The organism is Kitasatospora sp. P5_F3, from assembly GCF_054049135.1.
On sequence record NZ_JBFUMY010000044.1, the window covers coordinates 26,496 to 50,136 of the forward strand.

Sequence of the window (23,641 nt, forward strand, 5' to 3'; positions counted from 1 at the left end):
TCATGGCGGAACACACCAGGTCGAGCATCACCATCGACGCCACCCCGGCCGAAGTCATGGCGGTGATCGCGGACTTCGCCGCGTACCCGGCCTGGACCGGCGAGGTCAAGGAGATCGAGGTCCTGGAGACCGCCGAGAACGGCCGGGCCGCGCAGGTGCGTCTGCTGCTGGACGCCGGGGCGATCCGCGACGAGCACGTGCTGGCCTACACCTGGGACGGCGACCGCGAGGTCAGCTGGACCCTGGTGAAGAGTCAGATGCTGCGTTCGCTGGACGGCTCGTACGCGCTGGCCCCGGCCGGGAGCGGCACCGAGGTCACCTACCAGCTGGCCGTGGACGTCAAGATCCCGATGCTCGGCATGATCAAGCGCAAGGCCGAGAAGGTCATCATCGACCGCGCGCTGGCCGGGCTGAAGAAGCGCGTCGAGAGCTGATACCCGCGATGCGGACCATCCTGGTCAGCGGCGACGGGGCCGAAGAGGTCGCCGCCGCCACCGCCCTGCACCACGCGCGGCAGGGGCTGACCACCCATCTACTGGCCGCCGACGACCCGCACCGGGTGCTGGACGACGTGCTCGGCACCCGGCTGACCGACCAGGCCGTCCGGTACGCCGACGCCCTGACGGTGGCCAGGACCGACGGACCGTCAGCCTTCCGGGCGGCGGTCGACGGACTCTCCGGCGTCCTGGGCCCCGCCTTCGACCTGCTCGGCGCCACCCCGCTGGACCCGGAGGAGCTCACCCCGCTGCCCGGCACCGGCCAGCTCGCCCTGCTCCGCTCGCTGCGCACCGTCCGGGCCCAGGTGCTGGTGGTGGCCGCCCCCCGCCCCGCCGAGCTGATCGCCGCGCTCGCGCTGCCCGAGCAACTCGACCGCTACCTGGCCCGGCTGCTCCCCGAGCAGCGGCAGGCCGCCCGCGCGCTGCGCCCGCTGCTGGCCGCCGTCGCCGGGGTGCCGATGCCCGCCGAGTGGCTGTTCGAGGCCCGCACCCGGGCCGCCGCCGCCCTGGCCGAGGCCCGGGCGGTGATCGAGGCTCCCAGCACCACCGTCCGCCTGGTGGTGGACGCGACCGCCCCTCGCTCGGCGGAGCTGCGCCGGATCCGGGCCGGGCTCGCCCTGCACCGGCTGCGGCTGGACGCGGTGGTCGCCCACCGGGCGCTGCCCGCTGCCGCCACCGAATCCGCCGACCCCTGGCTGGCCGGGCAGGCCGCCCGTGAACGGGACACCCTGGCCGAGCTGGCCGACGAGCTGGACGTACCGCTGCTGACCAGCCGTCAGCCCGGGCCCGCCCTGGAGGCGGTGGCCGAGCAGCTGTACGGCGGCGCCGCCGCCCCGCAGGCGGCCGAGCACCCCTGGTGGGTGGAGGACCGGCTGGCCGAGGACGGGCTGCTGCTCTGGCACCTGGCGCTGCCGGGCGCCGACCGGGCCGAGCTGGAGCTGGTCCGGCGCGGCGACGAGCTGGTGGTCGGCCTGGGCGCCTACCGCCGGTTGCTGCCACTGCCCGCCGCGCTGCGCCGCTGCACGGTGAGCGGGGCCGGGCTGACCGACGGCGTGCTGATCGTGCGCTTCGCCCCTGATCCCGAGCTCTGGCCCCGGGCCATCCGGTAGCGTCGGCAGGCATCCACTGAAGGAGGGCCCGATGGCCGACGAGCAGTCAGACCGCGCAGCCGGAGCCGACCTGGTGGAGGAGGTGCGCCGGTTCGCCGCGGTGGTGGGGGAGAAGGCCCAGGAGATCGGCGGCCGACTGCGCGAGCAGAACCCGGAGGTGTACGGCCACCTGGCCGCTGCCGGGGGCGAACTGCTGGCCGCCTACCGCGCGGCCGTGAGCGGTCACGAGCGCAGCTGGTCCGCGCCCGGACACGCCGACGCCGAGCGCATCGACCTTGACGGAGCGTCGGACAAGTAGTGAACTCGCTGGTCAGAGGTGGTGACCGGCCGCCTGCGCGGGGTTACCGAACGAGGCAAATCGTACGACTTCTGAATGCTCGTTCCGGTCCTTCCGGGAAATTGTCTTCGAATAATGTATGCAGCGGTGTGTACGGGAGCCCCCCTGGGCGGGTACCGTTTCCGCTCAGCGGGAACGAGTGAATAGCTGAGGGACACATGGTTCTGACCATCGGCGTCGATGTCGGCGGTACGAAGATCGCGGCCGGCGTGGTCGACGAGAACGGCGAGATCCTCGCCCGGACTCGGGTACCCACCCCGGCCGACCCCCAGTGGGCGGTCGACGCCATCGCGCAGGCCGTACGCGAGCTCAAGGAGCAGCACCCGGAGGTCGCGGCGGTCGGTGTCGGGGCTCCCGGCTTCGTCGACCGGGACCGGTCCACGGTGATCTTCGCGCCGAACATCGCGTGGGAGAACGAGCCGCTCAAGGTCCGGATCGAGGAGCTCACCGGCCTCACCACCGTGGTCGAGAACGACGCCAACTGCGCGGCCTGGGCCGAGTTCAGGTTCGGCGCGGCGGCCGCCCACGAGGACGCCGTGCTGATCACGGTCGGCACCGGGATCGGCGGCGGCATCGTGCTGGACGGGCGGCTGCACCGCGGCCGGTTCGGCGTCGCGGGCGAGATCGGCCACCTCAACATGGTGCCGGACGGCCTGCTCTGCGGCTGCGGCGGCAAGGGCTGCTGGGAGCAGTACGGCTCCGGCCGCGCGCTGCGCCGCTACGGCCGGGAGAAGGCAGCCGGCGACCCGATCGCGGGCAAGCGGATGCTGGAGCTGAACGACGGCCTCGCCGACACCATCCGGGGCATCCACATCACCGAGGCCGCCGCCGAGGGCGACCCGCTGGCGCTGGAGTGCTACGCCGAGCTGGCCGACTGGCTCGGCCGCGGCATGGCCGACCTGGCCGCGCTCTTCGACCCCGCCGTCTTCGTGCTCGGCGGCGGCGTCTCCGACTCCGGCGACCTGCTGCTCGACCCGGTCGCGGCCGCCTTCGAGACGTACATCACCGGCGGAGTGCACCGCCCCCGCGCCGAGGTGGTGCTCGCCACCATGGGCTCCGCCGCCGGTATCGCGGGCGCGGCCGACCTGGCCCGGATCTGACCCTGGATCACCCCGATGGGCGGGTACCCGAAGTACTGGGTGCCCGCCCGTCCGGCCGTTCCACCCCGGGCGGCCCCCAGGGTCTGTCTGACAATTCCCGCCGGGGCCGGGTCGCCCGGCACGCACGCTCGCCGCACGGCCGAAACACCCAAGTAGCTCCGCTACGAGGGTGCCCCGGCCGCACGCCGATCGCACGCACCGAACGACCCGGCCTGATCCGGCGGGAATTGTCAGACAGACCCTAGACTCCTCGGATGGACATCACGCCCGACCCGCTGATCGGTACCCTGCTGGACGCCCGGTACCGGGTGGAGCAGCGGATCGCGGTCGGCGGGATGGCCACCGTCTACCGGGCCACCGACACCCGGCTGGACCGGGTGGTGGCGGTGAAGGTGATGCACCCTTCGCTGGCCCAGGACGCCGAGTTCACCGGCCGGTTCATCCGGGAGGCCAAGGCGGTGGCCCGGCTCGCCCACCCCAACGTGGTGAACGTCTTCGACCAGGGGGCGGACGGCCGCTCGGTCTTCCTGGCGATGGAGTACGTGCCCGGGCGGACCCTGCGGGACCTGCTCAGGGACCGGGGCGCGCTGAGCGTCCGGGGTGCGCTGGACGTGCTCGAACCGGTGCTGGCCGCGCTCGGCGCCGCGCACCGCGCGGGCCTGGTGCACCGTGACGTGAAGCCGGAGAACGTACTGATCACCGACGGCGGCCTGGTCAAGGTCGCCGACTTCGGCCTGGTCCGGCTGCTCAGCGGCGCGGACGGGGTCACCGAGACCACCTCGGCCGGCACCGTGCTCGGCACCGTCTCCTACCTCGCTCCCGAGCAGATCCAGCCCGGCCTGCCGACCGACCAGCGGGTGGACGTCTACGCGGCGGGCATCCTGCTGTACGAGATGCTCACCGGCTCCAAGCCCTACCAGGGCGAGAACCCGATGCAGGTGATCTACCGTCACCTGCACGAGGACGTCCCGCCGCCGTCCCTGGTCGCCCCCGGCGCGGGCGCCGAGCTGGACGCGATAGTCGCCGCCGCGACCTCCCGCGACCCCGGCGCGCGGCCGTACGACGCGGTCGAGCTGCTGGCCGCGCTGCAGCGGGCCCGGCGCGGTCTGACGCCCGCTCAGCTGGACGCCGAGCCGCCCGCCTCCGCCCGGCGCAGCCCGCTGCACCCGACCACCGAGGCCACCTCGGTGCTCAACCCGGTGGAGCGCACCAGCGTGCTGGACGTGCCCACCATGATGCTCACCCGGCCCCGCCCGTACGACGAGCCGGCGCCGGCCAGGCGGTCCCGACCGCGCCGTTCGCGCAAGCCGCTGATCTGGACCGCGGTGCTGACCGCCGTGCTGCTGCTGGTCGGCGGGACGACGTACACGCTGTCCAGCGCGCTGTACGCCGAGGTGCCCGCGATCGTCGCGCAGACCCAGGCGCAGGCGGTGCAGACGCTGGACGCCGCCGGGCTGCAGGGGAGCTTCGTCCAGCAGTTCAGCGAGACCGTCCCGGCCGGGCAGGTGATGGCGACCGACCCGGGGGTGGGTGCGCGGGCGCGGAAGAGCGACCCGGTGCGGGTGACGCTCTCCAAGGGCCCCGAGCGGGTGTCGGTGCCCGGGGTGTCGGGCAGGCCGCTGGAGGACGCCAGGAAGGAACTGACCGCCGCCCGGTTGACGCCGGGGACGGTCACCGAGGAGTACAGCGACACGGTGGCCCAGGGCGCGGTGATCGCCACGCTGCCGGCGGCGGGGACCTCGCTCGCGGTCGACGCGCCGGTGGCGCTGACGGTCAGCAAGGGGATGAAGCCGGTGCCGAACGTGGTCGGGCTGACCAAGGACGAGGCCGAGAAGGTGCTCAAGGACGCCGGGTTCAAGTCGCAGACCTCCGGGCTGAACCTGTTCGGCACCGGCAAGGTGACCAGCCAGAACCCGGCGGCCGGTCAGCCGGCCAAGCAGGGGGCGACGGTCACCGTCACCTTCCCGTTCATCTGACCCGCTGAGGGGCCGTCAGCGCAGCGGGCCGTCGCCCGGCTCCTCCTGGTAGGAGAAGCGCTGCTCGGCCCACGGGTCGGCCAGGTTGTGGTAGCCGCGCTCCTCCCAGAAGCCCCGGCGGTCGGCCCGCATGTACTCCACCGCGCGGACCCACTTGGGGCCCTTCCAGGCGTACCGCCCGGGGACCACCAGACGGACCGGGAAGCCGTGCTCGACGGTGAGCGGCCGGCCGTCGTGGTGGGTGGCGAAGACGGTGGAGGGGGCGGCGAACTCGGCCAGCGTGAGGTTGGCGCTGTAGCCGTACTCGGCCCAGACCATCACATGGGTGACCTGGTCGGCGGGCGGCACCCGTTCGAGGATGGTGGCGGCGGCGATCCCGCTCCACTCGTTGTCGAGCATCGAGAACCGGGTCACGCAGTGGAAGTCGCCGTGCACGGTGACCCGGGGCAGGGCGTGGAAGCCTTCGAAGTCCCAACTGTGCTTCTCCGCCGAGGCGGTGGCCCCGAACACCTGGAAGTCCCAGGTCAGCGGCTTGAACCGGGGGACCGGGCCGTAGTGCAGCACCGGCCAGCCGCGCTGCAGACGCTGGCCGGGAGGGAGTCTCGGGTCAGGCGGCTGGACCTCTTCGCGTTCTGACTGACCCATGACTCCATGGTGACAGACGGCGGACGCCCTGCCGCGCGCGCCCCTCGGCGCACCATTGCTCGAACGGTATAAATCGGATATTCCGACACATGTTCCAGTAAGTGTGAACTTACTGGAAATTACGCCCGGGACAGTGCCACGATGCCGTCAGCCGTGGTTCCGCGTGTGTTGTAGACGAAGAGCAGGAGGGCACCGCCATGAAGGGCGACGCCGAGGTCATCGAATTCCTCAACGAGCAGCTCACCGCCGAGCTGACCGCCATCAACCAGTACTTCCTGCACGCCAAGATGCAGGAGAACTTCGGCTGGACGAAGCTCGCCAAGTACACCCGGCACGAGTCCTTCGACGAGATGAAGCACGCGGAGACGCTGACCGACCGGATCCTCTTCCTGGACGGGCTGCCGAACTACCAGCGGCTGTTCCATGTCCGGGTCGGACAGACCGTCAAGGAGATGTTCGAGGCGGACCGTCAGGTCGAGGTCGAGGCGATCGACCGGCTCAAGCGCGGCATCGTGGTGATGCGGGCCAAGAACGACGTCACCTCGGCCAACCTCTTCGAGTCGATCCTGGCGGACGAGGAGCACCACATCGACTACCTCGACACCCAGCTCGAACTGCTGGAGAAGCTCGGCGAGGCGCTCTACCTGGCGCAGCTCATCGAGCAGCCGGAGAGCTGATCACGCAGGGCTGACCCGAGGGGCGGTCAGGCGGCCCGGGCGGCCGGCTGCTCGGGCTCGGCCAGACCGAGCTTCGCGGCCAGCCTGGCTGTCGGGCAGGGGCGGGCCCCGTGCTCCCCGAGCAGGGCCTGGATCCGGCGGACGCAGGAGCCGCAGTCCGTACCGGCCTTGCAGCCCTTGGCTATCTCGCGGGGGGTCTGCGCGCCGTCGTCGATCTGCTGCTTGACCTGGGCCTCGGTGACCGCATGGCACATGCACACGTACATCGCGGTGACTCCCGGGGACTAGTGCGGCGCGTTGAGCTAAGGCTTACCTTACCCAATAATGCGGGCACGAAAAAGCCCCTCCGCGTTCCGGATCCCGGAAAGCGGAGGGGCCTTCGTCACATCGGGGGTCAGTGACCCCGGTACAGCTCGGCCACCTGGAAGGCGAGGTCCAGCGACTGGCTCCGGTTCAGGCGCGGGTCGCAGGCCGTCTCGTAGCGCTGGTGCAGGTCGTCGACCATCACCTCGTCGCCGCCGCCGACGCACTCGGTGACGTCGTCACCGGTGAGCTCGACGTGGATGCCGCCCGGGTGGGTGCCGAGGCCGCGGTGCACCTCGAAGAAGCCCCGGACCTCGTCGAGCACGTCGTCGAACTTCCGGGTCTTGTGACCGCTGGACGCCTCGAAGGTGTTGCCGTGCATCGGGTCGCAGATCCACACCGGCTGGGCGCCGGAGGCGGTGACCTTCTCCACCAGGGTGGGCAGGTGCTCGCGGACCTTGCCCGCGCCCATCCGGGTGATGAAGGTGAGCCGGCCGGGCTCGCGGTCGGGGTCGAGCTTCTCGATCAGGGTGAGCGCCTCGTCGACCGTGGTGGTCGGGCCGAGCTTCACGCCGATCGGGTTGCGGATCTTCGAGGCGAACTCGATGTGCGCGTGGTCGAGTTGACGGGTGCGCTCACCGATCCAGACCATGTGGCCCGAGACGTCGTAGAGGTCACCGGTCCGCGAGTCGACCCGGGTCAGGGCCGTCTCGTAGTCCAGCACCAGCGCCTCGTGCGAGGAGTAGAACTCGACCGTCCGGAACTCCTCCGGGGCCACCCCGCAGGCGTTCATGAAGGCCAGCGCGTTGTCGATCTCACGCGCCAGCTGCTCGTAGCGCTGCCCGGCCGGGGAGTTGCGTACGAAGTCCTGGTTCCAGGCGTGCACCTGGCGCAGGTCGGCGTAACCACCGGTGGTGAAGGCCCGGACCAGGTTGAGCGTCGCCGCGGAGGCGTTGTACATCCGCTTGAGGCGCTCGGGGTCCGGAATCCGGGACTCGGGGGTGAAGTCGAAGCCGTTGACCGAGTCGCCCCGGTAGACCGGCAGCGTGACGCCGTCCCGGGTCTCGGTCGACTTGGAGCGCGGCTTGGAGTACTGGCCCGCGATCCGGCCGACCTTCAGGACCGGCACCGAGGCCGCGTACGTGAGTACGGCGGCCATCTGGAGCAGGGTCTTCAGCTTGTTGCGGATGTGGTCGGCGGAGACGCCGTCGAATGCCTCGGCGCAGTCGCCGCCCTGCAGCAGGAACGCCTCACCACGCGCGACGGCACCGAGCCGGGCGCGCAGCTGGTCGCACTCGCCGGCGAAGACGAGCGGCGGATACGAGGCGAGGTCTGCAAGAGCCTTGCGCAGCGCCTCAGGATCCGGCCATTCAGGCTGCTGCGCCGCGGGCAGGGACTGCCAGGAGTGCTGATTTGTCACGGTCACGGGGTCAAGGCTACGGGTTGCCACCGGAAATAAGGCCACACCGCCCGATGGGTGAGACACCTGATGGACAATGAGCCGAACAGCCTCACCTGTCCCCGACTTGGGTTAGGCTCGCGCCGTGAACACGCCGCACACCTTCTCCTGGTGGTGGACCAACCCCGTGGGTGGTCCACAAGTCGCGCGTTCCTAGACGCACACGACGGCCGCCCCTCGGGGCGGCCGTCGGCGTTCGGACAGCCGGACGGCCCTCCCCGGAAGCGGAATCCCACCCGCACGCCTCCCGGAAGGACCAGTCGAACCGTGACCAGCCTCACTTCGTTGCTGAACCGCCTCTCCGCCGCCGACGCTCCGGCGTACGCCTTGCTGCACCGCCGTACCCCCCGGCACGCGCCGGACACCATCGAGGTCCTGATCGGCACCGCGGGCGCCTACGACGAGCTGGCCGACCTGCCGGTGCCGCCCGGCGTGCCGGCCGGCGGCGGGCGGCACGACCTGCTCGCCCTGGTGCCGTACCGGCAGATCCGCGAGCGCGGCTTCGAGGCGCACGACGACGGCACCCCGTTGCAGGGCATCCGGGTCGAGGAGCAGTACACCTTCCCGCTGGCCGAGGTGCTGGCCGCGCTGCCGCAGCTGCCGGTCTCGCTGGTCGGCGGTTCGTTCGACATCGACGACCGGGAGTACGCGGAGATCGTCCGTACGGTGATCGCGGACGAGATCGGCCGGGGCGAGGGCGCCAACTTCGTGATCCGGCGGGACTTCACCGCCCGGCTGGACGACTTCGGGCCGACCACCCCGCTCAGCCTGTTCCGCCGCCTGCTGGACCAGGAGCGCGGGGCGTACTGGACCTTCCTGGTGCACACGGGGGAGAGGTACCTGGTCGGCGCCTCGCCGGAGGTCCACGTCCGGCAGAGCGGCGGCACCGTGGTGATGAACCCGATCTCCGGGACGTACCGCTACCCCGCCTCGGGCCCGGGCATCGACTCGCTGCTGGACTTCCTGAACGACCCCAAGGAGCTCGAGGAGCTCACCATGGTGGTCGACGAGGAACTCAAGATGATGTGCACCGTCGGCGACCTCGGCGGGCAGGTGCTCGGCCCCCGGCTCAAGGAGATGGCGCACCTCGCGCACACCGAGTACGAGCTGCGCGGCCGGACCTCACTGGACGTCAGGGAGGTGCTCAGGGAGACCATGTTCGCCGCCACCGTGACCGGCAGCCCGGTGCAGAACGCCACCCGGGTGATCAAACGCTACGAGCGCACCGGGCGCGGCTACTACTCCGGCGCGCTGGCCCTGATCGGCCGGACCGCCAGCGGCGGGCAGCAGCTCGACTCGCCGATCTGCATCCGCACCGTCGACATCGACCCCACCGGCGGCCTGGTGGTCCGGGCCGGGGCCACGCTGGTCCGGCACTCCGACCCCGACTCCGAGGTGGCCGAGACGCACGCCAAGGCCGCCGGGGTGCTGACCGCGATCGGCGCCCGCCCCGCACCCACCCACCGCACCGCGCGCAAGGGCGGCCCGGTGCTGGGCGACGACCACCGGGTGCAGGCCGCGCTGGACTCCCGGCGCACCAGGCTCGCCCCGTTCTGGCTGCGGATGCAGGAGCCCGCCACCGTCACCGCCGAGCGGGAGACCCTGGTGGTGGACGGGGAGGACACCTTCACCTCGATGCTGTCCCACCTGCTCACCTCGCTCGGCCACCGGGTCCGGGTGCTGCGCTTCGACACCCCCGGCCTGCGCGAGCTGGTGGCGGCCCACCAGGGACCGCTGGTGCTCGGCCCGGGCCCCGGCGACCCGGCCGACCCGGCGGACCCCAAGATGGCGATCCTGCGGCCGATCGTGGCCGAGGCGCTGGCCGCCGCCCGCAGCGGTGCCCGGACGGCCCCGCTGCTCGCGGTCTGCCTCAGCCACCAGCTGGTCTCGGCCGAGCTGGGCCTGCCGCTGGCCCGTAAGGACGTCCCCTACCAGGGCGCCCAGGAGAGCATCGACCTGTTCGGCACCCGCCGGACGGTCGGCTTCTACAACACCTTCACCTCGCGCTGTACCGACGCCGACGCCGCCCGGCTGGCCGCCGAGGGCATCGAGGTGGCCCGGGCCGACGACTCCACCGACGTGCACGCGCTGCGCGGCCCCGGCTTCGCCACCCTGCAGTTCCATCCCGAGTCGGTGCTCACCCGGGAGGGTGTGGTGCTGGTCGCCGAACTGCTGGCGGCCATCGGCGTGGTGGCGGTCTGACCGACCGGTGCCGGGGACGACGCGCTCTCAGAGCGTTTGCCGAGGGTGTTCTGCACGTGGTTCTGCACCGTGCGGTGGGAGAGCACCAGGCGGTCGGCGATCTGACGGTACGACAGGCCCTTGGCGACCAGCCGGAGCACCTCGGTCTCCCGGGCGGTGAGCTGCGGGGCGGAGGGGGCGGACGGGCCGGTGGCCAGGCGGCGGAACTCGCCGAGCACCAGGCCGGCCAGGCCCGGGGTGAAGACCGGGTCGCCGAGGGCGGTGCGGCGGACGGCGTCGATCAGTTCGTCCCGGTGGGCGGACTTGACCAGGTAGCCGGTGGCGCCGGACTTCACCGCCTCCAGTACGTCGGCGTGCTCGCCGCTGGCGGAGAGCACGAGCACCCGGACGGTCGGGTCCTGGGCGACGGCCTGGCGGCAGACCTCGACGCCGGGCAGGGTGGGCAGGTTGAGGTCGAGCACGATCACCTGGGGGGTGCTGGCCCGGGCCCGGCGGACCGCCTCCTCGCCGTCCCCGGCGGTGGCCACCACGTCGAAGCCGGCGTCGGCCAGGTCCCGGGAGACCGCCTCGCGCCACATCGGGTGGTCGTCGACCACCATGATCCGTACCTGACCGTCCATCAGCCCTCCGGTCTCTCTGGGGTGCCATCGCCGAAGCGGCGGGTGCGGGGCACCCGGAGTTCGATCTCGACGCCCTCGCCAGGGGCGGAGTACAGCTCGGCGGTGCCGCCGAGGTCAAGCAGCCGGCCCCGGATGGACTGGGAGACGCCGAGCCGGCCGGCCCGCTCCGCCTCGGCCAGCCGCCCGGCCGGGTAACCGGGGCCGTCGTCGCGGATGCTCACGGTGACCGTCTCCGGTTCGTCCTCGACCAGGATCCAGGCCCGGGCCGACCCGCCCGCGTGGCGGCGGACGTTGTCCACGGCGGCACCGACGGCGGCGGACAGCCCGGTGGCGACCTGGCCGGGCAGCTGCACGGGGGTGGCCGGGGCGGAGAGGGTGATCCGTTCGTCGGCGTACGGGCCGAGCAGCGCCAGCAGGTCCTGCTCGCCGTCCTGGCCGGTGCCGGGCTGACCGCCCGTCATCAGGGTGCGCAGGGCGCGTTCCTGTTCGCCCGCCAGCCGGGCCAGCTCGCCGAGGTCGCCCTCCCGGCGCTGGACCAGCGCGAGCACCTGGAGCACCCCGTCGTGGATGTCCCGGGAGAGCCGCTCGCGCTCCCGGGTGGCGGCCTCGACCTGGAGCGCCCTGGTGAGGGCGGCCTCGCTGGCCCGGGCCAGTTCGATCACGTAGCCGATGGCGCAGCCCGCGACCATCAGCAGCACGATGTTGTGCAGGTTGTCCGGGGTGATCCCGCCGTGCCCGGCGATGTTGGCCACCCCGACCACCGCCCCGGCGAAGGCCGCCCAGCGCCAGCCGCCCTTGCCCGCGAAACCGAGCACCGTGCCGGCCGCCCAGATGGTCGGCAGGGTCGGGGCGCCCGCGTGGATCCGGGCGGCGGTGTCGATCACGCCGCTCATCACGATGCCGGTCACCGCGAAGCTCAGGTCGGTGCCGAGCACGTACCAGGTGCAGCGCTGCGGGCCGGCGAAGGCCCGGGAGCTGGCCAGCGTCCAGAGGGTGAGCGCGCCGAGGAAGATCCAGCCGGAGACCGGGTGCAGGAAGTCGTGGAACGAACCGACGTAGCGGAGCACCGCGTAGGCCAGAGCCATCACGCGGAAGAAGGAGATGGCCCGCCAGAGCGGCATCTCGACCGACATGCCCCCGGCGGCCACGGTGCCGCCGTACCCGGGCCGGTGATCGGCCATCGTCCCCCCACTCGCTGCTACTGCTCGGTCGACGCGTCCTTCTCGGCCTGCGCGGCGGCCTCGGCCTCGGCGGCCTTCTTCTCGGCCTCCTGCTGGGCCTTGATGGCCTTCTGCTCGGCCCTGCGCTCCGCGTCGGTGCGCTTCTTGTCCTCGGCCATCTGGCGCTTGGCGGCGGTCGCGTAGATGTCGACGTACTCCTGGCCGGACAGCCGCATGATCTCGTACATCACCTCGTCCGTCACGGAGCGGAGGATGAAGCGGTCGTTCTCCATGCCGTGGTAGCGGGAGAAGTCGAGCGGACGGCCGATCCGGATGCCGGGGCGGACGCCGAAGTTCGGCATCACCTGGCCGGGCGGCTGGACCTTCTCGGTGTCGATCATCGCGACCGGGATCACCGGTGCGCCGGTGGCCAGCGCGACCCGGGCCAGGCCGCCGACCTTGCCCCGGTAGAGCTTGCCGTCGGGGGAGCGGGTGCCCTCGGGGTAGACCCCGAACAGCTCGCCCCGCTCGATCACCGCGACGGCGCTGCGGATCGCGGCCTCACCGGCGCCCCGGACACCCGAGCGGTCCACCGGGAGCTGGCCGACGCCCTTGAAGAAGGCGGCGGTCAGCTTGCCCTTGATGCCGGGGGTGTTGAAGTACTCCGCCTTGGCGATGAAGGTCACCCGACGCTTCATCAGGGCAGGCAGGAAGAACGAGTCCGAGAACGACAGGTGGTTGCTCGCGATGATCGCGGGGCCGTCGTCGGGGATGTTGTCGGCACCCTCGATCCAAGGCCGGAAGAAGATTCGCAGCAGCGGTGCGACGATCATCTTCATCAGTCGGTAGAACAACCGGGGCCTCCTGTTGTGCGGACCGGTCGATCCTAATGCTTCCGGCCGGTCCCGTACGCACCGGCGGGGCTGTACGAGTCGCCGCCGACCATGGGACGATTCGCCTGCCAGTGCCAGAAGTCGCCACCAGAGCCCCCGCCGACGCCCCGTCAGGGCCCGGGCGGCTCCGCACCGCGAAGGAGTCCGCTGATGCCGTTGCTGCCCGGAGCCGAGCCGTTCCGTCACCAGGGGGGCCGGACCGGCGTGCTGTTCGTGCACGGCTTCACCGGCTCGCCGCAGTCGCTCCGGTCCTGGGCCGAGGAGTTCGCCGCGGCCGGGTACTCGGTCTCGCTGCCGCTGCTCCCCGGCCACGGCACCCGCTGGCAGGACATGCAGCTGACCCGCTGGGAGGACTGGTACGCCGAGGCCGAGCGGGCGTTCAAGGAGCTGGCCGCCGAGTGCGACCAGGTCTTCGTCTGCGGCCTCTCGATGGGCGGCGCGCTCGCCCTGCGGCTGACCGCCCGGCAGGGTGCGGCGGTGGCCGGACTGGTGCTCGTCAACCCGTCCGTGCGTTCCGACAACCCCGCAAGTGTGCTGTTGCCGGTGATTCGGCACCTCGTCCCGAGCCTGGCCGGGGTGGCGAACGACATCGCCAAGCCCGGCTCGTACGAGCTCGGCTACGACCGGACGCCGCTGCATGCCGCCTGGTCACTGGCCCGGCTGTGGAAGACCGTGCAGGCCGAGCTGCCCGACGTACGCCGGCCGGTGCTGCTGCTGCACAGCCCGCAGGACCACGTGGTCTCCCCGGCCAACTCCGAGTTGGTGCTGGCCCGGATATCCTCGACCGATGTGACCGAGCTGCTCTGCGAGCGCAGCTACCACGTGGCCACGCTGGATCACGACGCCGGACTGATCGTCGAGGCAAGCCTCGACTTCGTCCGGCGGCTGACCCCGGCGGCCCACGTGGAGGCGAGTGCCGTGGACGCGAGCGCCGAGGACCACCTGGGCTGAAGGGCCGGCAGTGCAGATGAACAACACCGCGGGCGACGACGAGGAACTGCCCCTGGACGGCCAGGCCAAGCCTGAGCCGACCGGGGCTTCCGACGCGCCCGCGCGCCGCCCGGTGGGCGGCAGCCAGGCCGAGCAGGACGCGATCTTCGCCGCCCTGGTGGCGCAGTTCGACGACCCGGTCGACCTCAACAACCCGGAGTGGCCGGAGATCGAGAACCTCCGGGCCAAGGAGGTCCGACGCGCGCCGAAGGGCGAGCTGGACGACTTCGCCCCGCAGCCCCGCCCCCGCCCGGCCGCCGGTGCCGGCGGCGACCCCCGGGCCTACGTGGCCGCCGAGGACCCGGACGAGGGCCACTTCGTCCCGCCGGAGCCGCCGCCGCTGCCGCCGATGGACACCACCGCCCGGTTCGCCTGGCTCGCGGTGCTCGGCGGCCCGGCGCTGCTGCTGTTCGACGTGCTGGTCTGGCGCGAGGTCTCCGGCTGGCCGGCCTGGGTCGGCGTCAGCGCCTTCCTCGGCGGCTTCGTCACGCTGGTGGCCCGGATGAAGGACCGCGACGAGGACGAGCCGGAGGACCCGCACGGCGGGGCCGTGGTCTGACGTCCGGTCAGGCCGGCGCCGCGCCGTGGTCGCGGTTCCGGCTGAGCTTGGAGAGCTTGGCCAGCAGCAGGACCAGCCCCGCCGCACAGCCCACCGCGCCCCAGGCCGGCAGGGTCAGGGTCGCGGGCAGCAGCAGGCCGGGCGTCAGCACCAGGCACGGCAGGTACCAGCGCAGCACGGTGCCGAGGCCGTCGCCGTAGCGCAGTGAGATGGCGGCGTTGGCGGTGTAGAAGGCCAGCACCCCGCCGCAGAGCGCCCAGCGGGCGCCGGGCGGCAGGTGGTGGTCCGGCTCGGCGACGGCGGTGCCGAGCGCGGCGGCGATCACCGTGATGCCGGAGACCAGCACGAACGGCAGGTACATCACGGTGTCCCTGATCGCCCGGACGGCGTGGCCGCGCTGGGCCCGGGTCAGGCCCTCGGCGGCGCTGCCGGTGCCCCAGGTGAAGAAGATCAGGGCGAGCTCGGCGGCCACCAGGAAGCCGAACAGGGCGGCGGCCGCGGACGGTCCGGTGAAGTGCTCGGCGAGGGCCGCGACCGTGGTGAAGACGCTCTCGCCGAGCACGATGACCACGAACAGGCCGATCCGCTCGACCAGGTGCTCGACCGTCAGCCGGTCGTAGAAGCCCTGGGTCATCCCGCTCTGCACCACCAGCAGCACGACCTCCAGGGCCATCGCCACACCCCAGAGCACGAAACGCCAGGGGTTGGGCACCGCTGCCGAGACCGCCCAGAGCAGCGCGGGCACCAGGCAGTAGAGCATCGGCCGCCAGAGCGGCAGCGGGCTGCCCGGCTCCCTGGCCCGGCCGAACCAGAGCACGAAGAACAGCAGCCGGATCCAGGCGGCGCCGAGCGCGTACGCCCAGGCCCGGTCGCCCAGGCCCTCGGGGGAGGCCGCCGCCATCAGGCCGAGGGCGGGCATCGCGGCGAGCAGGACGGTCCTGACCCGGCCGCTGCCGGAGCCGAAGACGTTCACGGTCACCATCAGGTTGGCCCAGGCCCACCAGGCCGGGAAGAACAGCACCAGGAAGGTCCAGAAGTCCTTCGGTCCTGGATCGCCGTGCAGGCCGTGCGCCAGCACACTGACCGTCACCACGAAGACCAGGTCGAAGAAGAGCTCGAACCAGCCGGCCCGGTGATCGTCCTGCGCTGCCACCGCTTCGCTCATCCGCCCACTCTGCCAGAGGCGTGCCGCGCTGACGGCCGGTCAGTTCGGCTGTCGGCAGGACGAGTTCGGAAGATCACGGAGTGGACACGGAGAAGGGACTTCACTACGGTCTGCGGACAAACCTATATTCCGGATTATCGCCTCAACGGGTTAGTCCAGCAGGAAGAAGGAGCACCTCCCTTGACTTCCCACCGCCGTCCCAAGCAGTCGAGCCGTGCACGGGTGTCCGTGCTGACCGCTGCCGCAGCGACCGCGGTCGCGCTGTCGTCGCAGGCGGGTGCGCATGCGGCGCCGGCCAAGCCGAGCAAGGACGAGGTCAAGGTCCAGGTCGACCAGCTCTACGCCGAGCAGGAGCAGGCTGCCGAGCGGTACAACGGTGCCAAGGAGCGGACCGAGCAGCTGCGCAGGCAGGCCGACCAGCTGCAGGACCAGGTGGCTCGTGGCCAGGAGCAGATGACGCAGCTTCAGGGCGGCCTGGCGGCGGTGGCGGCGCAGGAGTACCGCGACGGTGGGGTGGACCCGTCGGTCGCGTTGATGCTCTCCTCCGACCCGGAGAACTATCTGACCAAGGCGTCCAGCGTCGACCAGGTGAACCAGACCCAGACGCAGAGCCTGAAGTCGCTCCAGGACCAGCAGCGCCGCCTCGACCAGCAGAAGCAGGAGGCGGCGGCCGTGCTGGCCGAGCTGGACCACAACACCCAGGTGCTGAACGACGCCAAGGGCGAGGTGCAGAAGAAGCTCGCCGAGGCCCAGCAACTGCTCAACCAGCTCAGTGCCGTGGACCGGGCAGCGATCCAGCGCGACACCGACGGCACCGCCTCGCGCAGCTCCTCCCGGATCGACCCCTCCACCCTGCCCCCGGCCGGCGGCAACGCCGCGATCGCGGTGAAGACCGCGCTCGACCAGCAGGGCGACCCGTACAAGTGGGGCGCCACCGGCCCGGACACCTTCGACTGCTCCGGTCTCATGGTGTACGCGTACGAGAAGGCCGGCGTCTCGCTGCCGCGCACCTCGCAGGAGCAGGGCGACGTGGGCGCCAACGTGGGCACCGACTGGCGCAACGCACTGCCGGGCGACCTGGTGGTCTACCACTCCGACCGGCGCCACGTCGGGATGTACATCGGCAACGGCCTGGTGGTGCACGCGCCGCGCGCGGGCGACGTGGTGAAGACGATGAAGGCCGACGCCATTCAGATCTCCACCATCCGCCGGGTCTGAGAACGGCCAGCCCTTTCTGAGAACGGCTAGCCGGGCGGCAGCCGGACGGCGGCGAGCAGCGGCAGGTGGTCGGTGGCGGCCAGCAGGTCGGCCGGGGCCACGCCCGGGAGTTCGTGCGGGACGCCGCAGGCCAGCACGGTGACGCCGGGGGAGGCGAAGACGCCGTCGATCCGCTGGTACGGGTTCGACGGCACCGAGGTGTTGGTGCCGCCCCAGGGCGCCACGACATGGCCGTCCTGGTAGGCCGCGGCGAGGCGCTGCCAGCCGGGGCCGTCCGGGTGCTCGTTGAAGTCACCCGCGATCAGGGCGAGTTCGCCGTCCTCGGCCTGGCCGGGGAGCAGTGCGAACTGCCGCAGCCGCTCGTCCTGGTCCAGGCTGAGGTGACAGCTGGTCAGCACGAACGGTGCCGAGCGGCCGATCCTGACCTTCGCGGTGGCGAAGCCCCGGGCGTGCAGGCCCCGGGTCTTCGGCAGCAGCCTGTCCCGGGTCTCCAGCACGTCCACCGCCAGCCGCCCGAGCAGCAGCGGGCCGGCGGCGACCCGGCCGCCACCGGAGAGGATCACCGTGCCGGTCCGCCGGGCCAGCCAGGCGGCCTGGCCCTCGGGCCGCCAGTACCGGGGCGACTCCTGGATGCAGACCAGGTCGGGGCGGCAGGCCCGGATCACCCGGACCAGCGCCTCGCGGTCGTCCCGCAGCGAACGGACGTTGTAACTGAGCAGCCGGACCACCTGCGCCCCGTCGGGCTCGGTTCCGGACACGGGTAGCTGGATCACCCCGCCGATGCTAGGTGACCCGTCGTCAGAAAGCGGGCCGTTCGCGGGTGTCGAGGTCGGCGCGCCCGGCCATCGCGGAGGAGGCCTCGGCGTGGAAGCGGCGCGGGATGCGGCCGGCCCGGAAGGCCAGCCGGCCCGCCTCGGTGGCGCGGCGCATCGCGTCGGCCATCAGCACCGGCTCCTGGGCCCGGGTCACGGCGGAGGCCAGCATCACCGCCGAGCAGCCCAGCTCCATCGCCAGCGCCACGTCGGAGGCGGTGCCGGCGCCCGCGTCCAGGATCACCGGGACGCCCGCGCTCGCCACGATCAGCTGGAAGTTGTGCGGGTTGCGGATGCCCAGACCGGAGCCGATCGGCGAGCCGAGCGGCATGATCGCCGCGCAGCCGACGTCCTCCAGCTTGCGGGCCAGCACCGGGTCGTCGTTGGTGTACGGGAGCACCGTGAAGCCGTCGTCGACCAGGGTCTCGGCGGCGTCCAGCAGTTCGATCGGGTCGGGCAGCAGAGTCCGCTCGTCGGCGATCACCTCCAGCTTCACCCAGTCGGTGCCGAGCGCCTCACGGGCCAGCCGGGCGGTCAGCACGGCCTCCCCGGCGGTGTAGCAGCCGGCCGTGTTGGGCAGCACCCGGATGTTGTTGCGGGTCAGTACGTCCAGTACCGAACCCTGGGTGCCCGGGTCGACCCGGCGCATCGCGACGGTGGTCAGCTCGGTGCCGGAGACCTGGAGCGCCTGCTCCAGGATCTCCAGGCTGGGGGCACCGCCGGTGCCCATGATCAGCCGGGAGTCGAAGGTGACCCCGGCGATGGTGAGGGTGTCGTCGGCCATGTCGGTCAGCCTCCCTGGACTGCGGTGAGGATCTCGACCCGGTCGCCCGCGTCGAGTGCGGTGGTCTCCCAGGCGGAGCGTGGCACCACGGCCTCGTTCAGCGCGGCGGCCACGCCGGTGGGCGCGGTGCTCAGGGTGGCGACCAGCTCGGCCAGGGTGGTGCTCGGGGACACCTGGCGGGGCGTGCCGTTGACGGTCAGCATCAGCTCGTTCATATCGTTCATGGCGTTCATGCGGCGGCCTTCGGGGTGAAGCGACTGGGGGAGAACGGGGCGGCCAGGGCCGGTACGGCGCCGGTGGCCAGGTGCTCGGCGATCAGGTCGGCGGTCACCGGGGTGAGCAGTACGCCGTTGCGGTAGTGGCCGGTGGCGGCCACCAGTCCTGGCAGCGCGGTCGGGCCGAGCAGCGGGGCGTTGTCCGGCGACCCCGGCCGCAGGCCCGCACCGGTCTCCACCAGCGGCAGCTCGGTCAGCCCGGGGACCAGCTCGTGCGCGTCCCGCAGCAGCTCGTAGACCCCGCCCGCCGTGACGGTGGTGTCGTAGCCCTGCTCCTCGCTGGTCGCGCCGATCACCAGCTCGCCGTCGGCCCGCGGCACCAGGTAGATGTGCTGCCCGCGCACCACGGCCCGGACGTTGCGGGACAGGAACGGCGCGTACCGCTCCGGCACCCGCAGTCGCAGCACCTGCCCCTTCACCGGGCGGATCGGCGGCAGCACCCCGGCGGGCAGACCGGGCAGCAGGTGGCTCTGCGGGCCCGCCGCCAGCACCAGCTGAGCGGCCGTCAGCCGCTCACCGGTGCTCAGCCGGACGCCGGTGGCCCGGTCCTGCTCGACCAGCAGCCCGGTGACCGAGGCCCGGTGCAGCGTGACGCCGGAGCGTTCGCAGGCCAGCACCAGGGCGGCGGCCAGCCGTCGGCCGTCCACCTGGTGGTCGCCGGTCACGTGCAGGCCGCCCCGGACGCCCGGGGCCAGCATCGGCTCGAGCCTGCGGCACTCGCGGCCGGTCAGCCAGTGCGACTCCAGGCCGAGCCGCTGCTGGAACTCGTGCAGCTCGCGCAGCTCGGCCCGGTCGTCGGAGTCCAGCGCGACGGCCAGCGTGCCGGTCTCCCGGTAACCGGTGTCCAGCTCGGTCAGGTCGGCGAGCTCGGCGACGAAGTCGCGGTAGCGGTCGTTGGAGGCCATGCCCAGCCGGAGCAGCGGCTCCTCGCCGTACTGCAGCTCGGTGACCGGGGCCAGCATGCCGGCCGCGACCTGCGCCGCCCCCCGCCCGTGCTCCGGGTCCACCACGGTGACCTGCAGCCCGCGCTGGGCGGTCCGCCAGGCGACCGCGAGGCCGATGATGCCGCCGCCGATGACCAGGACATCGCTCTCGGTGCGTGTCAAAGTACTTCGCTCTCCCTTCGCCGGTATGACCCGGATCAGGTTCGGACGGTCGCAGGCTGCCCCAGCCCGCCTCTCAGCCCGGTGCACCGGGCTCCCGTGTAACGGCACCCACCATATCCCCGTGCTCAGGCAGCTCGAAGGTCGCTGTTCGAGGGCTGGACGACACCGGTGGGTAGGGTGGCCGGTGTGGCAGAGCTGACGGGGGACCAGATGATCGTGGTCGGCAGCGGCATGGCGGGCGCGCAGACCGCGCTGGCCCTGCGGCAGGGGGGCTGGGGCGGGCCGATCAGGCTGCTCGGCGCGGAGCGGGAGCTGCCGTACGACCGGCCGCCGCTCTCCAAGGACGTGCTGCTCGGGCAGCGCGACAGCACCACGCTGGACATCGACTGGGCGGGTGTCGACCTGATGCCGGGTTGGCGGGCCACCGGCCTGGAGCCCGGCCTGCTGCACACCGACCGGGGCGCGCTGCCGTACGACGCCCTGGTGATCGCCACCGGCGCCAAGCCGGTCACCCTGCCCGGCGCCCGGACGCTGCGCACCCTCGAGGACGCGCTGGCGCTGCGCGCGAGCCTGCGGCCCGGGCGGCACCTGGTGCTGGTCGGGGCGGGCTGGATCGGCGCCGAGACCGCGACGGTGGCCCGGCAGCTCGGTTGCGAGGTGACGGTGGTCGAGGCCGCCTCGACGCCGCTGGCCGGAGCGCTGCCCGCCGAACTCGGCGGCCTGATGACGCAGTGGTACGCGGACGCCGGGGTCGAGCTGCGCTGCGGGGTCGGGGTGGCGGCGGTCGAGCCGGGCGCGGTGCTGCTGGCCGACGGCACCGAGCTGGCCGCCGACGAGGTGGTGGTCGGCATCGGTGCCCGCCCCGCCACCGGCTGGCTGGCGGGCTCGCCGGTGGAGCTGGACCGGTCCGGGGCGGTCCTGACGGACGATCAGCTGCGTACCTCGCTGCCCGGGGTCTGGGCGGCGGGCGACTGCGTCGCGTACCCGTCGGCCCGGCTGGGCACCCGGGTGAACGTCCAGCACTGGGACCACGCGCTGCAGTCCGGGCGGGCGGTGGCGGCCTCGGTGCTCGGGGCGGGCACGCCGTACGACCCGGTGCCGTACTTCTGGTCGGAGCAGTTCGGGCGGATGGTGCAGTACGCCGGGCGGCACGCCGAGACCGACCTGATGCTCTGGCGCGGCTCGGCCGAGGACCCGGCCTGGACGGTGCTCTGGCTCCGGGACGGGCGGCTGACCGGGCTGCTCTCGGTGGACCGGCCGCGCGACGTCAACCAGGCCAAGAAGCTGATCGAGCGCGGCGTCGTACTGGACCCGGTGGCGGCCGCCGACCCGTCCGTGCAGCTGAAGGCGGCGGTCGGGCCGAACCCGCTGTGAGATTCTGGTGCCGTGAGCGAGATGACGTCAGAGAAGATCGAAGCCCTTGTCCCCGCGTGGATGTACCTGCCCGACATCAGTGAGCAGTGGGGTGTCCCCGTCACCGAGGTCCGCGACATGGTGAAGTCCGGAAAGCTGATCGCGGTCCGCCGTGGTCCGAACAAGTCCCTCCAGGTGCCCGCCGCCTTCATCGACGGTCCTGGCCTGGTCAAGCACCTCTCCGGCACGCTGACCCTGCTGCGGGACGCCCAGTTCTCCGACGAGGAGGTGCTGGAGTGGATGTTCACCGAGCAGCCCTCGCTGCCCGGCAGCCCGATCCAGGCCCTGTGCGAGAACCGTGCCACCGAGGTCAAGCGCCGTGCCCAGGCGGAGCTGATCTGATGACGGACGCCCGCACGCGGCTGGCCGACGCCCGGCTGTACCTGTGCACCGACGCCCGCCGCGCGCAGGGCGACCTGCCGGAGTTCCTCGACGCCGTGCTGGCCAACGGGGTGGACATCGTCCAGCTCCGGGACAAGGGCCTGGAGGCGAAGCAGGAGCTGGAGTACCTGGAGGTCTTCGCCGACGCCGCCCGCCGGCACGGCAAGCTGTTCTCGGTGAACGACCGGGCCGACGTCGCGCACGCGGCCCGCCCCGACGTCCTGCACCTCGGCCAGGACGACCTGCCGGTGCCCGCCGCCCGGGCGATCCTCGGCGAGGACGTGATCTTCGGCCGGTCCTGCCACGCCGAATCCGAGGTCGACGCAGCCGTCGCCGAGCCGGGCGTCGACTACTTCTGCACCGGCCCCGTCTGGCCCACCCCCACTAAGCCCGGCCGCCACGCCCCCGGCCTCGACCTGGTCTCGTACGCGGCCAAGGCCGTGACGGACCGCCCGTGGTTCGCGATCGGCGGCATCGACCTGGGGAACCTGGACCAGGTGCTCGCTGCGGGTGCCACCCGCGTCGTCGTGGTCCGCGCCATCACCGCCGCCGAGGACCCCGGCGCCGCAGCTGCTGAGCTGGCCCGCCGCCTACGAGCCTGATCCGTCACGCTCAGGGCTGACACCCCCCGCGTGCCCGCGCACACCTTCCGTTCCTGACTGGTAGTCATGGGGCAGCTACCGGCTGTCGGCCGAGAGGTCCGACCCGAGCACGGAAGGTGCGGCACGTGACACTTCTGCCGAGTGAGGTCGCGGTGGCGCCACCGCMCGGGCCGCAGCGGGGGCGGGCGGGCCGGGGCAAGGTGCTGGTCTCATGGCTGACGACCACCGACCACAAGAGGATCGGCACCCTGTACCTGGTCACCTCGTTCGCGTTCTTTCTGGCGGCCGGGCTGATGGCGATGGTGATGCGCGCCGAGCTCGCCCGGCCGGGCCTGCAACTGGTGTCGAACGAGCAGTTCAACCAGATGTTCACGATGCACGGCACGGCGATGCTGCTGATGTTCGCGACGCCGCTGTTCGCGGGCTTCGCGAACTGGATCATGCCACTGCAGATCGGCGCCCCCGATGTGGCGTTCCCCCGGCTGAACATGGTGGCCTACTGGTTCTACCTGTTCGGCTCGCTGATCGCGATGGGCGCCTTCCTGACGCCGGACGGTGCGGCGGACTTCGGCTGGTTCGCCTACGCGCCGCTGAACAGCGCGACGCACTCGCCGGGTATCGGCGCCGACATGTGGATCATGGGCCTGGCGCTGTCCGGCTTCGGCACCATCCTCGGTTCGGTCAACTTCATCACCACCATCATCTGCATGCGCGCGCCCGGCATGACGATGTTCCGGATGTCGATCTTCGTGTGGAACGTCCTGCTCACCAGCGTGCTGGTGCTGATGGCGTTCCCGGTGCTGGCCGCCGCCCTGCTGGCGCTGGAGGCGGACCGGAAGTTCGGGGCGCACGTCTTCGACCCGGCCAATGGCGGGGCGCTGCTCTGGCAGCACCTGTTCTGGTTCTTCGGTCACCCCGAGGTGTACATCATCGCGCTGCCGTTCTTCGGCATCGTCTCCGAGGTGATCCCGGTCTTCAGCCGCAAGCCGATCTTCGGGTACACCGGTCTGATCGCGGCGACGATCGCGATCGCCGGCCTGTCGGTGACGGTGTGGGCACACCACATGTTCGTCACGGGCCAGGTCCTGCTGCCGTTCTTCTCGTTCATGACGCTGCTCATCGCCGTCCCGACCGGGGTGAAGTTCTTCAACTGGATCGGCACCATGTGGAGCGGCTCGCTGAGCTTCGAGACTCCGATGCTCTGGTCGATCGGCTTCCTGGTGACCTTCCTGTTCGGTGGTCTGACGGGTGTTCTGCTCGCCTCCCCGCCGATCGACTTCTCCGTCTCGGACTCGTACTTCGTGGTGGCGCACTTCCACTACGTGGTGTTCGGCACCGTGGTGTTCGCGATGTTCGCC

The 23,641-nt window shown here is 72.0% G+C and carries 24 protein-coding genes, 1 pseudogene and 1 riboswitch; of the genes and pseudogenes, 14 read left to right on the forward strand and 11 right to left on the reverse strand.

The annotated features are described in order from the left end of the window. Nucleotides 1–2 precede the first annotated feature (2 nt). The 5 genes from ACXJMZ_RS24520 to pknB all read left to right on the forward strand — a co-directional run bounded on the left by ACXJMZ_RS24520 (nucleotide 3) and on the right by pknB (nucleotide 5,019). A complete protein-coding gene (locus ACXJMZ_RS24520) occupies nucleotides 3–434 on the forward strand; it encodes an SRPBCC family protein (protein WP_057233025.1) in 432 nt (143 codons plus the stop codon). A gap of 8 nt (nucleotides 435–442) precedes the next feature. Then, the gene (locus ACXJMZ_RS24525; protein WP_457032210.1) at nucleotides 443–1,606 is read left to right on the forward strand and encodes an ArsA family ATPase; all 1,164 of its coding nucleotides are present in this window, start codon (nucleotides 443–445) and stop codon (nucleotides 1,604–1,606) included. 31 nt (nucleotides 1,607–1,637) lie between these two features. Beyond that, a complete protein-coding gene (locus tag ACXJMZ_RS24530) occupies nucleotides 1,638–1,904 on the forward strand; it encodes a DUF5304 family protein (RefSeq protein WP_057233027.1) in 267 nt (88 codons plus the stop codon). A 197-nt stretch (nucleotides 1,905–2,101) separates the two neighbouring features. Continuing rightward, nucleotides 2,102–3,043: an ROK family glucokinase gene (locus tag ACXJMZ_RS24535; protein WP_457032211.1), complete on the forward strand. Its 942-nt coding sequence runs from the start codon at nucleotides 2,102–2,104 to the stop codon at nucleotides 3,041–3,043. A 254-nt stretch (nucleotides 3,044–3,297) separates the two neighbouring features. Beyond that, entirely contained in the window at nucleotides 3,298–5,019 is a 1,722-nt protein-coding gene (gene pknB, locus ACXJMZ_RS24540; protein ID WP_457032212.1) for a Stk1 family PASTA domain-containing Ser/Thr kinase, read from the forward strand. A gap of 15 nt (nucleotides 5,020–5,034) precedes the next feature. Here pknB and ACXJMZ_RS24545 read toward each other — a convergent pair whose 3' ends face one another. Continuing rightward, nucleotides 5,035–5,664 carry a sulfite oxidase-like oxidoreductase gene (locus ACXJMZ_RS24545; RefSeq protein WP_457032213.1) on the reverse strand — a complete coding sequence of 210 codons (630 nt, stop codon included), beginning with the start codon at nucleotides 5,662–5,664 and terminating at the stop codon, nucleotides 5,035–5,037. Between the two features lie 197 nt (nucleotides 5,665–5,861). Between ACXJMZ_RS24545 and bfr the strand changes: the two genes are divergently transcribed. Further along, entirely contained in the window at nucleotides 5,862–6,341 is a 480-nt protein-coding gene (gene bfr / locus ACXJMZ_RS24550; RefSeq protein WP_457032214.1) for a bacterioferritin, read from the forward strand. 26 nt (nucleotides 6,342–6,367) lie between these two features. Here the strand turns inward: bfr and ACXJMZ_RS24555 are convergent, their stop codons facing one another. Next, nucleotides 6,368–6,607, reverse strand: a complete 240-nt coding sequence (locus ACXJMZ_RS24555; protein ID WP_057233032.1) for a (2Fe-2S)-binding protein — start codon at nucleotides 6,605–6,607, stop codon at nucleotides 6,368–6,370. Nucleotides 6,608–6,735: 128 nt separating this feature from the next. Then, nucleotides 6,736–8,070 carry a class II 3-deoxy-7-phosphoheptulonate synthase gene (locus ACXJMZ_RS24560; protein ID WP_057233033.1) on the reverse strand — a complete coding sequence of 445 codons (1,335 nt, stop codon included), beginning with the start codon at nucleotides 8,068–8,070 and terminating at the stop codon, nucleotides 6,736–6,738. 300 nt (nucleotides 8,071–8,370) lie between these two features. On the opposite strand from ACXJMZ_RS24560, the gene ACXJMZ_RS24565 reads away from it, so the two are divergent. Then, nucleotides 8,371–10,305, forward strand: coding sequence for an anthranilate synthase family protein (locus ACXJMZ_RS24565; RefSeq protein WP_457032215.1), 1,935 nt, complete (start codon nucleotides 8,371–8,373; stop codon nucleotides 10,303–10,305). 35 nt (nucleotides 10,306–10,340) lie between these two features. Here ACXJMZ_RS24565 and ACXJMZ_RS24570 read toward each other — a convergent pair. The 3 genes and pseudogenes from ACXJMZ_RS24570 to ACXJMZ_RS24580 form a co-directional block, all read right to left on the reverse strand. Next, nucleotides 10,341–10,925 (reverse strand): annotated as a pseudogene (locus ACXJMZ_RS24570) (response regulator); the annotation flags it as partial. Further along, a complete protein-coding gene (gene macS, locus ACXJMZ_RS24575) occupies nucleotides 10,925–12,106 on the reverse strand; it encodes a MacS family sensor histidine kinase (RefSeq protein WP_457032216.1) in 1,182 nt (393 codons plus the stop codon). The pseudogene ACXJMZ_RS24570 and the gene macS, both read right to left, overlap by 1 nt. A gap of 17 nt (nucleotides 12,107–12,123) precedes the next feature. After that, on the reverse strand, nucleotides 12,124–12,924 hold the full coding sequence (locus tag ACXJMZ_RS24580) for a lysophospholipid acyltransferase family protein (protein ID WP_457032227.1): 801 nt from the start codon (nucleotides 12,922–12,924) through the stop codon (nucleotides 12,124–12,126). A gap of 204 nt (nucleotides 12,925–13,128) precedes the next feature. Here ACXJMZ_RS24580 and ACXJMZ_RS24585 point away from each other — a divergent pair, with 204 nt between their 5' ends. Both ACXJMZ_RS24585 and ACXJMZ_RS24590 read left to right on the forward strand, forming a co-directional pair. Next, nucleotides 13,129–13,929, forward strand: a complete 801-nt coding sequence (locus ACXJMZ_RS24585; protein ID WP_457032217.1) for an alpha/beta hydrolase — start codon at nucleotides 13,129–13,131, stop codon at nucleotides 13,927–13,929. 16 nt (nucleotides 13,930–13,945) lie between these two features. After that, complete coding sequence (locus ACXJMZ_RS24590) at nucleotides 13,946–14,527, forward strand: hypothetical protein (protein WP_457032218.1); 582 nt, start codon at nucleotides 13,946–13,948, stop codon at nucleotides 14,525–14,527. A 7-nt stretch (nucleotides 14,528–14,534) separates the two neighbouring features. Here the strand turns inward: ACXJMZ_RS24590 and ACXJMZ_RS24595 are convergent, their stop codons facing one another. Beyond that, a complete protein-coding gene (locus ACXJMZ_RS24595) occupies nucleotides 14,535–15,692 on the reverse strand; it encodes a low temperature requirement protein A (RefSeq protein ID WP_457032219.1) in 1,158 nt (385 codons plus the stop codon). A 180-nt stretch (nucleotides 15,693–15,872) separates the two neighbouring features. Between ACXJMZ_RS24595 and ACXJMZ_RS24600 the strand changes: the two genes are divergently transcribed. Continuing rightward, nucleotides 15,873–16,910, forward strand: a complete 1,038-nt coding sequence (locus ACXJMZ_RS24600) for an NlpC/P60 family protein (protein WP_457032220.1) — start codon at nucleotides 15,873–15,875, stop codon at nucleotides 16,908–16,910. 26 nt (nucleotides 16,911–16,936) lie between these two features. Here the strand turns inward: ACXJMZ_RS24600 and ACXJMZ_RS24605 are convergent, their stop codons facing one another. From ACXJMZ_RS24605 to thiO, 4 genes are all read right to left on the reverse strand, one after another. Beyond that, complete coding sequence (locus ACXJMZ_RS24605; protein WP_457032221.1) at nucleotides 16,937–17,683, reverse strand: endonuclease/exonuclease/phosphatase family protein; 747 nt, start codon at nucleotides 17,681–17,683, stop codon at nucleotides 16,937–16,939. 25 nt (nucleotides 17,684–17,708) lie between these two features. Beyond that, nucleotides 17,709–18,506 carry a thiazole synthase gene (locus ACXJMZ_RS24610; RefSeq protein WP_457032222.1) on the reverse strand — a complete coding sequence of 266 codons (798 nt, stop codon included), beginning with the start codon at nucleotides 18,504–18,506 and terminating at the stop codon, nucleotides 17,709–17,711. 5 nt (nucleotides 18,507–18,511) lie between these two features. Beyond that, nucleotides 18,512–18,730 (reverse strand): sulfur carrier protein ThiS, encoded by a 219-nt coding sequence (gene thiS, locus ACXJMZ_RS24615; protein ID WP_457032223.1) that lies wholly within the window; start codon nucleotides 18,728–18,730, stop codon nucleotides 18,512–18,514. 5 nt (nucleotides 18,731–18,735) lie between these two features. Beyond that, nucleotides 18,736–19,887: a glycine oxidase ThiO gene (gene thiO / locus ACXJMZ_RS24620; RefSeq protein ID WP_457032224.1), complete on the reverse strand. Its 1,152-nt coding sequence runs from the start codon at nucleotides 19,885–19,887 to the stop codon at nucleotides 18,736–18,738. After that, a riboswitch (TPP riboswitch) is annotated at nucleotides 19,884–19,995 on the reverse strand. Its footprint overlaps the gene before it by 4 nt. Before the next feature lie 102 nt (nucleotides 19,996–20,097). On the opposite strand from thiO, the gene ACXJMZ_RS24625 reads away from it, so the two are divergent. The 4 genes from ACXJMZ_RS24625 to ACXJMZ_RS24640 form a co-directional block, all read left to right on the forward strand. Then, nucleotides 20,098–21,261 carry an NAD(P)/FAD-dependent oxidoreductase gene (locus tag ACXJMZ_RS24625; RefSeq protein ID WP_457032228.1) on the forward strand — a complete coding sequence of 388 codons (1,164 nt, stop codon included), beginning with the start codon at nucleotides 20,098–20,100 and terminating at the stop codon, nucleotides 21,259–21,261. A gap of 21 nt (nucleotides 21,262–21,282) precedes the next feature. Then, nucleotides 21,283–21,642, forward strand: coding sequence for an Rv2175c family DNA-binding protein (locus ACXJMZ_RS24630; protein ID WP_057233117.1), 360 nt, complete (start codon nucleotides 21,283–21,285; stop codon nucleotides 21,640–21,642). Then, nucleotides 21,642–22,283: a thiamine phosphate synthase gene (gene thiE / locus ACXJMZ_RS24635; protein WP_457032225.1), complete on the forward strand. Its 642-nt coding sequence runs from the start codon at nucleotides 21,642–21,644 to the stop codon at nucleotides 22,281–22,283. The genes ACXJMZ_RS24630 and thiE overlap by 1 nt, the downstream gene beginning before the upstream one ends. Before the next feature lie 152 nt (nucleotides 22,284–22,435). Continuing rightward, on the forward strand, nucleotides 22,436–23,641 hold a 1,206-nt coding region (locus ACXJMZ_RS24640; RefSeq protein WP_457032229.1), incomplete at its 3' end, for a cbb3-type cytochrome c oxidase subunit I.

What these genes read in the sequence shown, in the direction of transcription:
- ACXJMZ_RS24530 (WP_057233027.1), top strand. Translation starts at nt 1,638, where the DNA reads ATGGCCGACGAGCAGTCAGACCGCGCAGCCGGAGCCGACCTGGTGGAG.
- ACXJMZ_RS24595 (WP_457032219.1), bottom strand. Translation starts at nt 15,692, where the DNA reads ATGAGCGAAGCGGTGGCAGCGCAGGACGATCACCGGGCCGGCTGGTTC.
- thiS (WP_457032223.1), bottom strand. Translation starts at nt 18,730, where the DNA reads ATGAACGATATGAACGAGCTGATGCTGACCGTCAACGGCACGCCCCGC.
- ACXJMZ_RS24610 (WP_457032222.1), bottom strand. Translation starts at nt 18,506, where the DNA reads ATGGCCGACGACACCCTCACCATCGCCGGGGTCACCTTCGACTCCCGG.
- ACXJMZ_RS24580 (WP_457032227.1), bottom strand. Translation starts at nt 12,924, where the DNA reads ATGAAGATGATCGTCGCACCGCTGCTGCGAATCTTCTTCCGGCCTTGG.
- thiE (WP_457032225.1), top strand. Translation starts at nt 21,642, where the DNA reads ATGACGGACGCCCGCACGCGGCTGGCCGACGCCCGGCTGTACCTGTGC.
- macS (WP_457032216.1), bottom strand. Translation starts at nt 12,106, where the DNA reads ATGGCCGATCACCGGCCCGGGTACGGCGGCACCGTGGCCGCCGGGGGC.
- ACXJMZ_RS24625 (WP_457032228.1), top strand. Translation starts at nt 20,098, where the DNA reads ATGATCGTGGTCGGCAGCGGCATGGCGGGCGCGCAGACCGCGCTGGCC.
- ACXJMZ_RS24630 (WP_057233117.1), top strand. Translation starts at nt 21,283, where the DNA reads ATGACGTCAGAGAAGATCGAAGCCCTTGTCCCCGCGTGGATGTACCTG.
- ACXJMZ_RS24590 (WP_457032218.1), top strand. Translation starts at nt 13,946, where the DNA reads ATGAACAACACCGCGGGCGACGACGAGGAACTGCCCCTGGACGGCCAG.
- pknB (WP_457032212.1), top strand. Translation starts at nt 3,298, where the DNA reads ATGGACATCACGCCCGACCCGCTGATCGGTACCCTGCTGGACGCCCGG.
- bfr (WP_457032214.1), top strand. Translation starts at nt 5,862, where the DNA reads ATGAAGGGCGACGCCGAGGTCATCGAATTCCTCAACGAGCAGCTCACC.
- ACXJMZ_RS24520 (WP_057233025.1), top strand. Translation starts at nt 3, where the DNA reads ATGGCGGAACACACCAGGTCGAGCATCACCATCGACGCCACCCCGGCC.
- ACXJMZ_RS24525 (WP_457032210.1), top strand. Translation starts at nt 443, where the DNA reads ATGCGGACCATCCTGGTCAGCGGCGACGGGGCCGAAGAGGTCGCCGCC.
- ACXJMZ_RS24535 (WP_457032211.1), top strand. Translation starts at nt 2,102, where the DNA reads ATGGTTCTGACCATCGGCGTCGATGTCGGCGGTACGAAGATCGCGGCC.
- ACXJMZ_RS24585 (WP_457032217.1), top strand. Translation starts at nt 13,129, where the DNA reads ATGCCGTTGCTGCCCGGAGCCGAGCCGTTCCGTCACCAGGGGGGCCGG.
- ACXJMZ_RS24545 (WP_457032213.1), bottom strand. Translation starts at nt 5,664, where the DNA reads ATGGGTCAGTCAGAACGCGAAGAGGTCCAGCCGCCTGACCCGAGACTC.
- ACXJMZ_RS24555 (WP_057233032.1), bottom strand. Translation starts at nt 6,607, where the DNA reads ATGTACGTGTGCATGTGCCATGCGGTCACCGAGGCCCAGGTCAAGCAG.